Genomic DNA, 13,919 nt, shown 5'->3' on the forward strand with positions numbered 1-13,919 from the left:
CCGGCTCACCGGAGGCTGTGGAGGAACGTCTCCCAGGGGCCGGGGGAGAAGAGCAGGGCGGGCCCTGCGACGTCCTTCGAGTCACGCACGGCGCACAGGCCGGTCGGCGGACTCGTGTCGAGGGTGGCCGTCTCAACACAGTTGTTCATTCCGTTGCTGTAGCTGCTGCGCTGCCACCGCGCACCTGGAAGCGTCGTGCTGGAAGGTACGTACCGAGGCATTGCGGTCATGGTGCCTCCTTACGCGCCGTTGCCTAGTCCGGCGATGAAGTCCGTTGATTCCTCGGGTGAAAGCGCCTGTGCCTGAAGGGAGTTGAAGGCCTCCGTGTACGCCTGGAGGTCTTCTTTCCGTTCGAGGTAGAGGCTACTCGTCAAGTGGTCGAGAACAACCACATCCAGATCAGCAATGGCCGGAAATGAAAAGATAACGAAAGAACCGATCAAACCCGCATGCTCGCCGGCGGCGAACGGCAGCACCTGGATCCGGACATGAGACAGCTGCGACACCTCCCGCAACCGCGCCAACTGCCCCGCCAGGACCGGCCTTCCGCCCACCGGCCGGTGCAGCACGGCCTCGTCCACGACCACGCTCAGCCGCAGCGGCGGGTCCGCGCGGAGCACGTCCTGCCGGGCGAGGCGCACCTCCACCAACGCGTCGACCTGCTTCTCCGGCAGCCCGCAGAGCGCCGCCCGGGTCACCGCGCGCGCGTAGTCCGGGGTCTGCAGCAGGCCGGGGACCACACTGGTCTCCAGGGTGCGCACGCCGCTCGCCTGTGACTCCAGACTGATGAAATCGCGGTAGGTCGCGGGCAGCAGATCGCGGTAGGCGCGCCACCAGTGTTGACGCCCCGCGCCGGTCTCGTCGGCGCCCGCGATGGCGATGAGCAGTTCGCTGCGCCGGGAGTCCTTCACCCGGTACGCGGCGAGCAGCAGCCGCACGTCGGAGGCCTTCACGCCGCTGCGGCCCGTCTCGATGCGGCTCACCTTCGACTGGTGCCAGCCCAGCAGGGCCGCGGCCTCACTGCTGGTCAGTCCCGCCTCGCTGCGCAGCGCGCGCAGTTCGGCGCCGAGCTGGCGCCGGCGCACCGCGGGGCCGTACTGCATGCCCGCTCCTTCCGGACGGAGCCGCCGGGTCACCCGGCGGCAGGACGGGGGCAGTACGGGAGATTAGAGGAAGCGCGAGTGCTGTGCCCAAATACGGTCTGCCGTAGCAGAGTTCACCGCTTCGAGCGACAGATATATGCACATCTCGGTGGATCGCCACGCGTGACCGGCCAAGGAGTGGCAGTCTGGCGCGAAGCACCAGCCCGGGACGGTCCTCGAGTCATCCGCCGCCAGTCGGAGACCGGTCCCGGTGGGAAAGGGACAGCGTCGCCATGGCCGACCATCAGGAAGCCTCCGTCACCCTGCCGAGCGATCCCGCCTCGGTCCCAGCGGCCCGGAAGTACGTGATGCGGGTGCTCGACGACTGGGGTCTGCCCGCCGACGCCGAGGTGGCGGACACGATCAGGCTCATCGTCTCCGAACTCGCCACGAACGCCGTGCAGCACACCCTGGGGCAGTCGCCCACCTTCACCGTGGGCCTCGAACTCGACCGGGACGAGCACCTGCGGATCGGCGTCACCGACAGCCACCCGCGCTATCCCAAGCGGCTTCCGGCCGCCGTCCAGCAGGACAACGGCCGCGGCATGGTCATCATCCGCTGGCTCACCGCGGAGTGCGGCGGCAGACTCTCGGTCAGCCCGACCGACGAGGGCGGCAAGACCGTGTGGATCGCGCTTCCCTGGCGGGCGCCCGTTCGGCGCAGACCCCGTGACGCCGCCCACTGAGGAGCGACGCCACGGCGTCCAGGAGCCGGGAAGCCGGCCGTCGAAGGGCCGGTGACGTCAGCGGACCCTGCCGTACCAGACGCTCTTGGACCAGATCTTCTCCAGGCGCACCACGGCCCCGGACTTGGGGGAGTGCCAGATGCGGTTGTTCCCGGCGTAGATACCCACGTGGTAGACGTTCCGCCCGGAGTGGAAGAACACCAGGTCGCCGCGGGAGCGCTGGGACCTGGAGAGGTGCTGGGTCTTGTTGTACTGCGCGGCGGCGGTGCGCGGCAGCTTCTTGCCCGTTCGCTTGAACGAGTAGAGCGTCAGGCCGGAGCAGTCGAACCGGTGGGGTCCCGCGGCCCCGTAGGCGTACGGGGCGCCCTTCTTCGACGCCGCGATCTGGAGCGCCTTGGCCCCGTGGGTCGCTGCCTGGGCCTCCGTGGTGAGCCCGGGGGCCACGACAGTGCCGCCTACGACGGCGAGCGTGAGGACCGATGCGGCACCGGTCCTGCTGAGCAGCGACGGAACGTGATTCAGCGCGGTCATGCGCAACCCTTCGTCAGCCGCCTGTGAAGGATGACCTGTCGGGTTCGGGCAGGCGAAGATGCCCGGCCGCGGCGTGCTCTGCGGCTTCACCCCAAGGACGTCGTCCGGACTTCCCGGACGGGCCCGTCGTGCTGGGTCCTCCACTCCTGCCGTTGCACAGATGTCGACCGGTCATCCGGGCGGCGGCAGGACTCGGCGTCCGCCCGGACCGCCCCGCCGCTGTGGCGGGGGCTTGTCGTCGGAAGGGATCTTGACCCGAAACAGGCCCGAAAACCGAGCCGAAACGACCTTTTGTGAGGCTCCTCACGACTGACCTGTTCAGGTGGACACAGCCGAAATGGACTAGTCGACACATCGCCTGACGACGGCTCGACCAGCAACGGAACGTCATATTCCGGAACTGCTGCAGGCGGCGGGCGCAACCGCGGACCGTGTGAAGGGGGAGGTGGAAATACGCCGTCCGGGGTAGCCCGACTGGTCCGTTTCGCCCGCGGCCCGGACGGTTCGGCTCCGGGCGCGGGGCGGTTGACGAGGGCTCAGCCGCCCGTCGGGGGTGGCAGGGTGACGCGCCCGGCGCGCCGTTCGCCGTCGAGGACACGCAAGGCCCGCGCGAGCGTGGGCGCGTGCACCTCGCTCTCGCCCCGCCGGTGCATGAGGGCGAGCGCGTCCCGCAGGGCGCTCGCCCGGCCGACCAGCGCCTGGGCGGCCCTGAGTCCGCCGTAAGTGTGCTCGGCGCGGGCCGGGTTGATCCTGCCGAGCAGGTCGACGACCTCCAGATAGCGGTCGACCAGTTCGGACTCGGCGCGCGTCAGGGCGGGCAGGGGCGGGAGTTCGGGAGGCAGCATCGGCGGGTCACCTCGCGTCCCGTGCCGCGAGCGAGCTCTTGCGGCTCGGGATGATCCGGTCCACGAGCCCGTACTCCAGGGCTCCTTGGGCGTCGAGGATCTTGTCCCGCTCGATGTCCGCAGTGATTTGGTCGGGGCCACGGCCGGTGTGCCGGACGAGCATCTCCTCCAACAGCCGCCGGGTGCGAAGGACTTCGTCGGCCTGGATGGCGAGATCGCTCGTCTGGCCCTGGATCGGCTCGGAGATCTCCGGCTGGCGGATCAGGAGGCGTGCGCCGGGCAGCGCGGACCGTTTGCCGGGGGTGCCGGCGGCGAGCAGGACGGCGGCGACCGAAGCGGCCTGGCCGAGGCAGACCGTCTCCACGTCGCACCGCACGTACCGCATCGTGTCGTAGATCGCCGTCATGGCGCTGAACGAGCCGCCGGGGGAGTTGATGTACAGCGAGATGTCGCGGTCGGGCGCCTGGTACTCGAGGTGCATGAACTGCGCCATCACGTCGTTCGCCGAGGTGGCGTCGACGGGGGTGCCCAGGAAGACGATCCGCTCTTCCAGGAGCTTGGAGTACGGGTCCACGGTCCGCGTCCCCGAACTGGTGCGCTCGGTGAACTCGGGCAGGACGTAGCGGGCAGAAGGACGGTTCACGGCACGCCTCTCTTCCTCCGGTCGCGGCGCGATCCGGGTTCTGTACAAAATGTACAGGACGTACGGGCGTCGCGGATGGGCGGCGTGAGGGCGGCGCGGGGTCCACTTGTGCCCGTGACGCCGGAAGGGTGCCGTTTAAGCTGGACGCATGGCCTACGAGATTCCGGTGACGCAAGCCCGCGCAGAGCTCGCCGAGCTGATCAACCGCGTCGTGTACGGCGGCGAGCGCGTCGTCGTCACCCGGCACGGCAAGCCGCTCGTGGCGCTCGTCTCCGCCGAGGATCTGGAGCGCCTTGAAGCGCTCGCGGAGGCCGTGGAATCCGTGGAGGAGCGGACGGTCAGCACCGTCACCTCGATCGGTTCCGTGCCGCCCGGCTCCTCGGAGCGGCAGCGGTTCGGCATAGCGGCGGAGCACCGGGGGCCCGACGCCACGTAAGGGCGCGCATTCACAGGATGGACAAATGGGGCGCCGCTCGGCCGATGGGTATGGCGTAGACCAGTCGATGGTCATGGGTCGGTCAATGACTGGTTAACCTCGTTGAAACTCCTCCCAACTACCTTCCATGCCACGCCACCAGCGGATTTCCTGTCCGGGGTGCGCAAGATCGCGCACCTTCGCTGTGTGTTACATCTATATCCGTCGCGGTGGCCGCGGCAGCCGGACCCCGCACGGTTCGGAGTGAGAACTGTTGAGGTGGGACGCGTGCAACTGACCCCGCACGAGCAGGAGAGACTGCTCATCCATGTGGCCGCGGACGTGGCCGAGAAGCGAAGGGCGCGGGGGCTGCGACTCAACCACCCCGAGGCCATCGCCCTCATCACCTCGCACATCCTGGAAGGCGCCCGCGACGGCCGCTCCGTCGCCGAGCTGATGTCCTCCGGGCGAGGCGTTCTCACGCGCGACGACGTCATGGAGGGCATCCCGGAGATGATCCACGACGTCCAGGTGGAGGCCACCTTCCCGGACGGCACGAAGCTCGTCACCGTCCACGAGCCGATCGTCTGACGGGAGTTCGCGCCTCATGCATGCCGCAACGCACGGCTCGGGCCAGGGAATGGTCCCCGGGGAGATCCTCTTCGCGGACGACCCCATCGCCTTCAACGAGGGCCGCGAGGTCACCCGCCTCACCGTCCTCAACGCCGCCGACCGCCCCGTACAGGTCGGCTCCCACTACCACTTCGCCGAGGCCAACCCGGGTCTGGACTTCGACCGCGGCGCCGCGCACGGAAAGCGGCTCAACGTGGCCGCGGGTACCGCCGTGCGCTTCGAGCCCGGAATCCCCGTCGACGTCGAACTCGTCCCGCTGGCCGGCAAGCGCATCGTGCCCGGCCTGCGCGGTGAGACCGGAGGAGCCCTCGATGCCTGAACTGTCCCGTGCCGCGTACGCCGATCTGTTCGGCCCCACGACCGGCGACCGGATCCGGCTTGCCGACACCGACCTGCTGATCGAGATCGAGGAGGACCGCTCGGGCGGTCCCGGCCGGTCCGGCGACGAGTCGGTGTTCGGCGGCGGCAAGGTCATCCGCGAGTCGATGGGCCAGTCGCGCACCACCCGGGCCGAAGGCGCGCCCGACACCGTCATCACCGGTGCGGTCGTCATCGACCACTGGGGCATCGTCAAGGCCGACATCGGCATCCGTGACGGCCGCATCGCCGCCGTCGGGAAGTCCGGAAACCCGGACACGATGGACGGCGTCCACCCCGACCTCGTGATCGGTCCGGAGACCGAAGTCATCGCCGGCAACGGCAAGATACTCACCGCGGGCGGCATCGACACCCACATCCACTTCATCTCGCCGACCATCGTCGACGAGGCGCTCGCCTCCGGCGTCACCACACTCTTCGGCGGCGGCACGGGGCCGGCCGAGGGCAGCAAGGCGACCACCATCACGCCCGGCGCCTGGCATCTGTCCCGGATGTTCGCGGCGCTGGAGTCCAGCCCCGTCAACATCGGCTTCCTCGGCAAGGGCAACACGGTCAACTCCGAGTCGATGCACGCCCAGTTGCGCGCCGGTGCCGTCAGCTTCAAGATCCATGAGGACTGGGGCGCCACCCCGGCCACCATCGACGCCTGTCTGACCGTGTGCGAGGAGACCGGCGCCCAACTGGCCGTGCACACCGACACGTTGAACGAGGCGGGCTTCATCGACGCGACGTTCGACGCGGTCGCGGGGCGCACCCTGCACGCCTTCCACGTGGAGGGCGCGGGCGGCGGTCACGCCCCCGACATGATCACGGCGGTCTCGCTCCCCAACATGCTGCCGAGTTCCACCAACCCGACCCGGCCGCACACCGTCAACACCGTCGAGGAACACCTCGACATGCTGATGGTCTGCCACCACCTCAACCCGGCCGTTCCCGAGGACCTCGCGTTCGCGGAGTCCCGCATCCGCCCCTCCACCATCGGGGCGGAGGACATCCTGCACGACCTCGGCGCCATCTCGATCATGTCCTCGGACTCCCAGGCCATGGGCCGCATCGGTGAAGTCATCATGCGTACCTGGCAGACCGCCCACGTCATGAAGCGGCGCCGGGGATTCCTGCCGGGGGACTCCCGCGCCGACAACCGTCGCGCGCGTCGCTATGTCGCCAAGTACACGATCAACGCCGCCGTCGCCCAGGGCATCGACCACGAGCTCGGCTCGGTCGAACCCGGCAAGCTCGCCGACCTGGTGCTGTGGGAACCGGCGTTCTTCGGCGTCAAGTCGCAGGTGGTCCTCAAGGGCGGCCAGATCGCGTACGCGCAGATGGGCGACGCCAACGCCTCCATCCCGACCCCGCAGCCGGTCCTGCCGCGCCGCATGTATGGGGCGCACGGGAAGGCGCCGAGCCTCAACTCGATCAACTTCGTGACGCAGTCGGCGCTGGACGACGGCCTGCCGGAACGCCTCGGCCTGGACAAGCCGTTCGCCGCCATCCGCTCCACCCGGGGCCGCAGCAAGGCCGACATGCGCGAGAACGACGCGCTGCCCCGGGTCGAGGTCGCGCCGGACAGCTTCGCCGTCACCATCGACGGCGAACTCGTCGAACCGTCACCGGCCGTCGAACTGCCGCTCGCCCAGCGGTACTTCCTCTTCTGACGGCCCCGAAGCGTTCAGGCGACGATTCTCATGTCACGAGCAGCATTCCTCGTCCTGGCCGACGGCCGCTTCCCCGCCGGCGGGCACGCCCATTCCGGCGGGGCCGAGGCGGCCGTCAAGGCGGGGCGGATCACCGGCGCCGCGAGCCTGGAGGCGTTCTGCCGGGGGCGGCTGCACACCTCCGGTCTGGTGTCGGCGGCCCTGGCGGCGGCCGCCGCCCTCGGCATCGACCCGGTCACCCTGGACGAGGCCGCGGACGCCCGCACACCCTCGCCCGCCCTGCGCACGGCCGCGCGTCGGCTCGGCCGCCAGATGATGCGGGCCGCCCGCGCCACCTGGCCACACCCTGAACTCGACGCCCTGGCACGGCAGTTCCCCAAGGGGGCCCATCAGCCCGTCGTCCTCGGCCTCGCCGCACGCGCGGCGGGGCTCGGGCCCGACGACGCCGCGTACTGCTCGGCGTACGAGGGGATCAGCGGGCCCGCGACGGCCACCGTGCGGCTGCTCAGCCTCGACCCGTTCGACGCCACGGCGGTCCTGGCCCGGCTCGCCCCGGACCTCGACGACGTGGCGCGGCGGGCGGCCGACGCGGCGAGACGCGCGGTCGACGAGGGCGTCGAGGCGCTGCCCGCGGCGTCGGCGCCCCTCTTGGAGATCAGCGCGGAGGCGCACGCCGGCTGGCCCGTACGGCTCTTCGCCTCCTGAGCGCACACCACGGCACCGCGGCGAGGCCGGACCCGCGTCCGGCGCGGACCTCCCGCCACCCCCGACCACTGGCACTACCCGCACTACTGGCATCACCCGAAGGAGCTGCACCATGCACCTGGACCACTCGCACGACGGTCCCGCCGCCGTCAGCGCCGACGCCCACCGTCCCGACGGCACCCGCCGCGCGCTGCGCATCGGGCTCGGCGGCCCGGTCGGCTCCGGAAAGACCGCGACCGTCGCCGCGCTCTGCCGCGAGCTGCGCGACGAACTCTCCCTCGCCGTCGTCACGAACGACATCTACACCCGCGAGGACGCCGAGTTCCTGCTGCGCGAGGCCGTCCTGCCGCCCGAGCGCATCACCGCCGTGGAGACCGGCGCCTGCCCGCACACCGCCATCCGCGACGACATCTCCGCCAACCTGGAGGCCGTCGAGGACCTGGAGGACGAGGTCGGCCCGCTCCACCTGATCCTCGTCGAGTCCGGCGGCGACAACCTCACGGCCACCTTCTCCAAAGGCCTCGTCGACGCGCAGATCTTCGTCATCGACGTCGCGGGCGGCGACGACATCCCGCGCAAGGGCGGCCCGGGCGTCTCCACCGCCGACCTGCTGGTCGTCAACAAGACCGACCTCGCCCCGCACGTCGGCTCCGACCTCGCCCGGATGGCCGCCGACGCGAAGGCGCAGCGCGCCGAACTCCCCGTCGCCTTCCAGTCGTTGCGGTCCGCCGAGGGCGTCGGGCCGGTCGCCGCCTGGGTCCGCGCGCAGTACGCGGCGTGGACCGCGTCGGCGTGACGGTGGACCTGGGCCGGCGGACCGTCACGGGTGCGCCCCTCGGCACCGGTGGCGCGGGCATCCGCGCCACCGCCCGCGTCGAGGCGCGCGCCGACGGCCGCGGCCGCACCTCCCTGCCCGTCCTCGACGGGGAGGGCCCGCTCGCCCTGCGCCGCACCCGCTCCGTAGGCCCGGCGGCGCACGTCACGCTGGTCGGCGCGATGAGCGGCCCCCTCGGCGGCGACCACCTCACCGTGGAGGCGGCCGTCCGCCCCGGCGCGGCGCTGCACGTCGGCTCGGCGGCGGCCACCATCGCCCTGCCGGGCCAGCAGGAGTCGAGGGCACGGTACGACGTCCGGCTCACCGTCGACGACGGCGCGGAACTGCGCTGGCTGCCCGAGCAGTTGATCTCGGTGTGCGACAGCGACCTGCGCGTGACCACGCGCATCGATCTCGCCGCCGGGGCCCGCCTGGTGTTCCGCGAGGAACAGGCGCTCGGCCGCACCGGGGAGCCCTCGGGCCGCCTCGCCAGCCGCCTCACCGTCCACCGGGCGGGCCGCCCGCTGCTCGACCAGGAGCTCTCCTGCGGCCCGGGCGCGCCGGGCGGCTGGGACGGCCCGGCGGTCCTTGCCGGCCACCGAGCCGTCGGTCAACTCCTGCTGGTGCGACCCGAGTTCGAGGAAGCCAAGCCGCAGCCCGCGCTCCTCGGCGAGTGGGCGGCCCTCACCCCCCTCGCGGGCGCCGCCGTTCTGGTCACCGCGGTGGCCCCGGACGCCCTGCTGGTCAGGAAGGCCCTCGACGAGGCCCTGCTGCGGCTGGGCTAGAGGCTGTCTGAGCGGTGAAGGACCTCAGGAAGGGAAGTCGAGCAGCGCCACAGGCGGGCTGGTGGGGCGGGAGGATCCTCCGGAGGGTTCCACGGTGACGCCCATGCCGGTCGCCCGGTCGACGTGCCCGGCCATCAGCACCGACTCCGTGCGCCAGCCGGGGTCCAGGAGGCCGGCCGGCCGCATCGTTCCGTCGTCGTCGAACCACAGTTGGTAGACCTTGCCCTGCGGGGGAGTGGTCAGGCCGGACGCCAGGAAGGCGGCGCGGTCGCGGCTGGCGGACACGACGACGGTCCCGGTGCCCCCTCCGGACACCTTCCCCGTACGTGTCCTGGCGTCCGGGGCGGCCAGCACCGCCGCGACGCCCTGCGCCTGACGCTGCGTCCGCCGCTCCTGTTCGCGGGCGTCCTGGGCCTGCTGGTGCTGCCAGACCGTGGTGCCGCCCAGGCCCGCCGCCACGGCCAGACAGGCCGCGAGCGCCCAGTGGGACAGCCGGCGTGCCCGCGGTCGTCCGGACTCCGGGCCTGGACCGGGTCCGGCGTGCGGGACCTCCTGCCGGACGGTGGTGGTGCGCCGCAACACCTCGTCCTTCATGCCGCGGCGCGGAGTGACCATGGTGGCCTGCCCCAGCCGAGCGGCGGTCTCGGTGAACTCGCGTACCTCCTGCGCGCAGCTGTCACACAGCGCGAGATGGTCTTCCACCGCCACGCGCTCCTCGTCGTCCAGCGCGTGCACGGCGTAGGCGCCGGTGAGAAGGTGCGGGTCGTCGATGCTCGTCACGCGCTGACCCCCAGGCAGTCACGAAGGCGGATGAGTCCATCTCTGAGGCGGGTCTTGACCGTTCCCAAGGGCAGCGACAGCAGTTCCGCCACCTGTCGGTAGGTGAGGCCGCGGTAGTAGGCGAGGGTGACCGACTGGCGCTGGACCTCGGTCAGGGTGCGCAGGCACCGACGTACCTGCTCGTGCTCGATGCGGGTCTCCACCTGCTCGCTGACCTCGTCGAAGTCCCGGGCGCGTGCCAGCATCGCGGCCTTGTGGTCGCGGGCCGCGGACGCCTCGACGGAACGCACCCGGTCCACCGCCCGGCGATGGGCGAGCGTGAGGATTCAGTTCCTCGCCGTTCCGACGTCCGGCCGGTAACGGGGGGCCGTGCGCCACACCTCCAGGAGGACGTCCTGGGCCACCTCCTCGGACTGGGCGTGATCGCGGAGCACGGCGCGAACGACGCCGAGGACGGGACCGGCCACGACGTCGTAGACGCCGGAGAACGCCTGCTGGTCGCCGTGGGCGACCCGGGCGACGAGCTCTTGAAGATCGGGTCCCGGCACGGTCCGGGCCCCGATGTGCACGACTTCCTTCACGCAGCGGTCCTCCAAGGAACAGGCATACGACGCTGGCTACTCCTGTGATGCGGAGCCGAGGGCGGTGGCGGATTGGTCCGGTCCCTGCCGAACCGGGTTCCCCCGGGCGTCACTGCTGGGGCGCGGCAGGCGGTGTGCGGCAAGCTCTTGCGTGTGGCCGACCAATCCGGACGCGCGGCCGGGACGGATTCCTGAGCATGGACGACGTTACACAGCAGCCGCTCCGCGGGTTCAGACGCTTCTCGCTCGGCGCCCTCGCCGGCCTGCTCGCCGCATACGCCGCGATCGCGGTCGCCGAGCTGGTCTCCGCCGCCGTACGGCCCGAGGCGGGCCCCGTCATCGCGGTCGGCGGCGCGGCGATCGACCGCACACCGGCCCCGGTCAAGGACTGGGCCATCCGCCACTTCGGCACCAACGACAAGCTCGTCCTGCAACTAGGCATTCTCGGCGTACTCGGTGTGCTCGCGCTGGTCCTGGGCGTGCTCGCCGCCCGGTGGCGGCTGACCGGTTCGATCGGCGTCCTGGCGTTCGGCCTCGTCGGCGCGCTCGCGGCGGTCGGCCGCCCCGACTCCATCAGCCTTGCCGACGCCCTGCCTTCGGGTGTCGGGGCCTTGGCCGGGGCGGCTCTTCTGTACTGGCTGGCCGGGCGACTCGACCCGGTGCAGGGGCGGGCCGGGACGGCGCAGGCTGTCGACTCCGGGCAATCTTGGGACCGCCGCCGGTTCATCCTCGCGGCCACCGCGGCGGCCGCCGCCTCGACCGGCGCCGGACTGGCGGGCCGGGCGCTCAACGGCGTACAGGGAAAGGACGCGGTCGCGTCACGCAATGTCGTGCGGCTGCCCGCCCCGGCCTCGCGCGCCGCCTCCGTCCCGCGCCATGCCGCCCCGCGGATCGATGGCCTCAGCCCGTTCATGCCCCCCAACGGCGACTTCTACCGTTCGACACCGCCCTGGTCGTCCCCAAGGTCGACGCCACACAATGGGAACTGCGCATCCACGGCAAGGGGGTCGACCCTGAACTGACGCTCTCCTTCGACGACTTGCTCGGCATGCCGCTCATCGAACGGGACATCACCCTGACCTGCGTGTCCAACGAGGTCGTCGGGCCGTACGTCGGCAACGCCCGCTGGATCGGCGTCCGCCTCGCCGACCTCCTGACCCGGTGCGGCGTGCGGCCCCCGGCCAAGGGCGGGTCCGCGGATCAGCTGGTGGCGCGCTCCGTGGACGGCATGACCATCGGCACACCGGTCGACGACGTCATGGACGGCCGGGACGCGATGCTCGCCCTCGGCATGAACGGCCGGCCGCTGCCGTTCGAGCACGGTTTTCCCGTCCGCATGGTCGTCCCCGGTCTCTACGGGTATGTCTCGGCCTGCAAATGGATCCAGGACATCGAACTCACCACGTTCGATTCCTACGACTCCTACTGGGTCAAACGGGACTGGGCCCGCCGCGCACCCATCAAAACCCAGTCGCGCATCGACACCCCCAAGCCGTTCGGATGCCCCAAGGCGGGCACGGTCATGGTCGCCGGCGTGGCCTGGGCCCAGCATCGCGGCATCGACAAGGTCGAGGTACGCGTCGACGACGGGCCGTGGCGGGAGGCCGAGCTGGCCGCCGAGGACACCCGTGACACCTGGCGCCAGTGGTCGTATCCCTGGCAGGCGGAGAAAGGCAGCCACACGCTGACGGTCCGCGCCACGGACCGTACGGGCGAGACCCAGACGGACCGGCGCACCCGCACCATCCCGGACGGCGCGTCCGGCTGGCACTCGGTGGCCGTCACCGTCGAATGATCTCCGGGTGGCCTGCGGGACGCACTCCGCCGCGCCCTCGCGTCCGGCTCTTGGATCCTGGACCAATCCGCGTGCCGGTCCGTTCCGGATTCCGGGTGATGAGGGCAGAGGGCCTTCACGGAACCTGATCGCTGAGGGATTGCCATGCAGACTCGTATCCGCCGTGCAGCCGTCGTTGTCGCCGCCGCCCTGTTGCCCCTGGGCCTGACGGCGTGCTCCGACAGCGACTCCAAGGACAAGGACAAGGCGTCCGACAGCGCATCGGACACCGCGTCCAAGGGATCCGAGGAGGCCGGCCCCTCCAAGGACACGGACAGCATGAACGAGCCGTTCGGCTCGGGCTGTTCGTCCGTGCCCAAGGACGGCAAGGGCAGCTTCGACGGCATGGCCAAGGACCCCGTCGCCACCGCGGCCTCCCACAATCCGGCCCTGTCCACCCTCGTGACGGCCGTGAAGAAGGCCGGCCTCGTCGACACCCTGAACAACGCGCAGGACATCACCGTCTTCGCCCCGACCAACGACGCCTTCGGCAAGATCCCCAAGGCGGACCTCGACAAGGTCCTCAACGACAAGGAGCAGCTCACCAAGATCCTCACGTACCACGTGGTCGGCAAGCGGTTGGCTCCCAAGGATCTGGAGAACGGCTCCTTCCCGACACTGGAGAAGAGCAAGCTCACCACATCCGGGTCCGGCGAGTCCTTCAAGGCCAACGACAATGCCGAGGTCGCCTGCGGCAATGTGAGGACCGCCAACGCCAACGTCTACATCATCGACACCGTGCTCATGCCCAAGAGCTGACACGGGCGGCTACGGCCACGCAAGAGCGAGGAGGAGCCAATGGGTACGGCGCGACGCGTGCGGTTCGACGGGTGGATCGCGGGGCTGGGAACCGCCGCGGGCCTGCGCCTGGTGGTGGGGTACTGGCCGTTGTCCCCGCTGGGCTCCTTCGCCGACGTGATGGTGGAGCGAGCTGACGGGCGGCGGCTGCTCCTGGCGCCGTCCGAGCGCGTGGCGCACTTCGTCGCCGCCACCTACCGGTTCGACGAGATCGTCGTGTGCCCCGTCGCCGTCGCACCCGGACGGGACCAATGGGCCGTGACGGCCGGTCCGCTGCGCGCCACCTTCACGCCCGGACGCTCCACCCCTCTCGGCCGGCTGCTGAGACTGGTGCCGGGCCGCCTTGCGGCACGTCCCGGCTGGGCCACGCTCTGCGACGTCCCCGCCCGTCTGCTGCTGCCCGGGGTGCGGACACGGGGGAGTGCGGGCGAGGGGCGCCGCGAGTGGTACGCGGCCCGGGACCTGCGTACCGTCACGTCGGCACGAGTGGCCTGGGACGGCGAGGACCTGGGCGGCCTGACATCCGTGGAGCCCCCGGTCCGGTTCGGCTTCGGATCCGTCCCTCGCCGGCCGTCCCTGACCCGCGTCGTCACGACGGTTGAGCTTGCGGAGGACGAAGAGGCCAAGTGGCCGCCCCGTCACGGCTGATGGCGGGTGGGGCGGCGGCGCCACGGGACGGCCGCCCCGCGTGGCC

Annotated in this window: 16 protein-coding genes, 2 pseudogenes and 1 riboswitch; of the genes and pseudogenes, 11 read left to right on the forward strand and 7 right to left on the reverse strand. The window is 71.2% G+C overall.

The genetic code is table 11. The features are described 5' to 3' along the window. Positions 1–5 precede the first annotated feature (5 nt). A complete protein-coding gene (locus tag ACFYO9_RS17595; protein ID WP_355806829.1) occupies positions 6–230 on the reverse strand; it encodes a DUF397 domain-containing protein in 225 nt (74 codons plus the stop codon). Positions 231–239: 9 nt separating this feature from the next. Next, a complete protein-coding gene (locus ACFYO9_RS17600) occupies positions 240–1,103 on the reverse strand; it encodes a helix-turn-helix transcriptional regulator (RefSeq protein WP_355806831.1) in 864 nt (287 codons plus the stop codon). A gap of 272 nt (positions 1,104–1,375) precedes the next feature. Between ACFYO9_RS17600 and ACFYO9_RS17605 the strand changes: the two genes are divergently transcribed. After that, positions 1,376–1,828 (forward strand): ATP-binding protein, encoded by a 453-nt coding sequence (locus ACFYO9_RS17605; protein ID WP_358708959.1) that lies wholly within the window; start codon positions 1,376–1,378, stop codon positions 1,826–1,828. 57 nt (positions 1,829–1,885) lie between these two features. On the opposite strand, the gene ACFYO9_RS17610 is transcribed toward ACFYO9_RS17605, so the two are convergent. From ACFYO9_RS17610 to ACFYO9_RS17620, 3 genes are all read right to left on the reverse strand, one after another. Continuing rightward, entirely contained in the window at positions 1,886–2,359 is a 474-nt protein-coding gene (locus ACFYO9_RS17610) for a C40 family peptidase (protein WP_358775897.1), read from the reverse strand. 3 nt (positions 2,360–2,362) lie between these two features. Then, positions 2,363–2,538, reverse strand: a riboswitch (cyclic di-AMP (ydaO/yuaA leader). A gap of 357 nt (positions 2,539–2,895) precedes the next feature. Further along, positions 2,896–3,204: a hypothetical protein gene (locus ACFYO9_RS17615; protein ID WP_358775900.1), complete on the reverse strand. Its 309-nt coding sequence runs from the start codon at positions 3,202–3,204 to the stop codon at positions 2,896–2,898. A 7-nt stretch (positions 3,205–3,211) separates the two neighbouring features. Next, complete coding sequence (locus ACFYO9_RS17620; protein ID WP_358775902.1) at positions 3,212–3,847, reverse strand: ATP-dependent Clp protease proteolytic subunit; 636 nt, start codon at positions 3,845–3,847, stop codon at positions 3,212–3,214. 148 nt (positions 3,848–3,995) lie between these two features. On the opposite strand from ACFYO9_RS17620, the gene ACFYO9_RS17625 reads away from it, so the two are divergent. From ACFYO9_RS17625 to ACFYO9_RS17655, 7 genes are all read left to right on the forward strand, one after another. After that, positions 3,996–4,283, forward strand: a complete 288-nt coding sequence (locus ACFYO9_RS17625) for a type II toxin-antitoxin system Phd/YefM family antitoxin (RefSeq protein WP_358775904.1) — start codon at positions 3,996–3,998, stop codon at positions 4,281–4,283. Between the two features lie 267 nt (positions 4,284–4,550). Further along, positions 4,551–4,853 carry an urease subunit gamma gene (locus ACFYO9_RS17630; protein ID WP_355806842.1) on the forward strand — a complete coding sequence of 101 codons (303 nt, stop codon included), beginning with the start codon at positions 4,551–4,553 and terminating at the stop codon, positions 4,851–4,853. 49 nt (positions 4,854–4,902) lie between these two features. Continuing rightward, entirely contained in the window at positions 4,903–5,214 is a 312-nt protein-coding gene (locus ACFYO9_RS17635) for an urease subunit beta (RefSeq protein ID WP_355807219.1), read from the forward strand. Continuing rightward, positions 5,207–6,928, forward strand: coding sequence for an urease subunit alpha (locus tag ACFYO9_RS17640; RefSeq protein ID WP_358775906.1), 1,722 nt, complete (start codon positions 5,207–5,209; stop codon positions 6,926–6,928). Before ACFYO9_RS17635 ends, ACFYO9_RS17640 begins: the two co-directional genes overlap by 8 nt. A gap of 30 nt (positions 6,929–6,958) precedes the next feature. Next, positions 6,959–7,633: an urease accessory UreF family protein gene (locus ACFYO9_RS17645; protein ID WP_358775908.1), complete on the forward strand. Its 675-nt coding sequence runs from the start codon at positions 6,959–6,961 to the stop codon at positions 7,631–7,633. Positions 7,634–7,745: 112 nt separating this feature from the next. Continuing rightward, entirely contained in the window at positions 7,746–8,429 is a 684-nt protein-coding gene (gene ureG / locus ACFYO9_RS17650; RefSeq protein ID WP_355806848.1) for an urease accessory protein UreG, read from the forward strand. A gap of 8 nt (positions 8,430–8,437) precedes the next feature. After that, positions 8,438–9,232 carry an urease accessory protein UreD gene (locus ACFYO9_RS17655; RefSeq protein WP_358775945.1) on the forward strand — a complete coding sequence of 265 codons (795 nt, stop codon included), beginning with the start codon at positions 8,438–8,440 and terminating at the stop codon, positions 9,230–9,232. 24 nt (positions 9,233–9,256) lie between these two features. Here ACFYO9_RS17655 and ACFYO9_RS17660 read toward each other — a convergent pair whose 3' ends face one another. Together ACFYO9_RS17660 and ACFYO9_RS17665 are read right to left on the reverse strand one after the other, a co-directional pair. Then, complete coding sequence (locus tag ACFYO9_RS17660; RefSeq protein ID WP_358775909.1) at positions 9,257–10,012, reverse strand: anti-sigma factor; 756 nt, start codon at positions 10,010–10,012, stop codon at positions 9,257–9,259. Next, positions 10,009–10,593: pseudogene (locus tag ACFYO9_RS17665) on the reverse strand (sigma-70 family RNA polymerase sigma factor). The gene ACFYO9_RS17660 and the pseudogene ACFYO9_RS17665 overlap by 4 nt, the downstream one beginning before the upstream one ends. Positions 10,594–10,790: 197 nt before the next feature. Here ACFYO9_RS17665 and ACFYO9_RS17670 point away from each other — a divergent pair. From ACFYO9_RS17670 to ACFYO9_RS17680, 3 genes and pseudogenes are all read left to right on the forward strand, one after another. Continuing rightward, positions 10,791–12,388, forward strand: a pseudogene (locus ACFYO9_RS17670) (sulfite oxidase). A gap of 144 nt (positions 12,389–12,532) precedes the next feature. After that, positions 12,533–13,186, forward strand: coding sequence for a fasciclin domain-containing protein (locus tag ACFYO9_RS17675; RefSeq protein ID WP_358775911.1), 654 nt, complete (start codon positions 12,533–12,535; stop codon positions 13,184–13,186). Positions 13,187–13,225: 39 nt separating this feature from the next. Continuing rightward, positions 13,226–13,873: a hypothetical protein gene (locus ACFYO9_RS17680; RefSeq protein WP_358775913.1), complete on the forward strand. Its 648-nt coding sequence runs from the start codon at positions 13,226–13,228 to the stop codon at positions 13,871–13,873. Positions 13,874–13,919: the final 46 nt, after the last annotated feature.

Source organism: Streptomyces sp. NPDC005863 (assembly GCF_042871345.1).
In the GTDB taxonomy this organism is placed as follows: Bacteria; Actinomycetota; Actinomycetes; order Streptomycetales; family Streptomycetaceae; genus Streptomyces.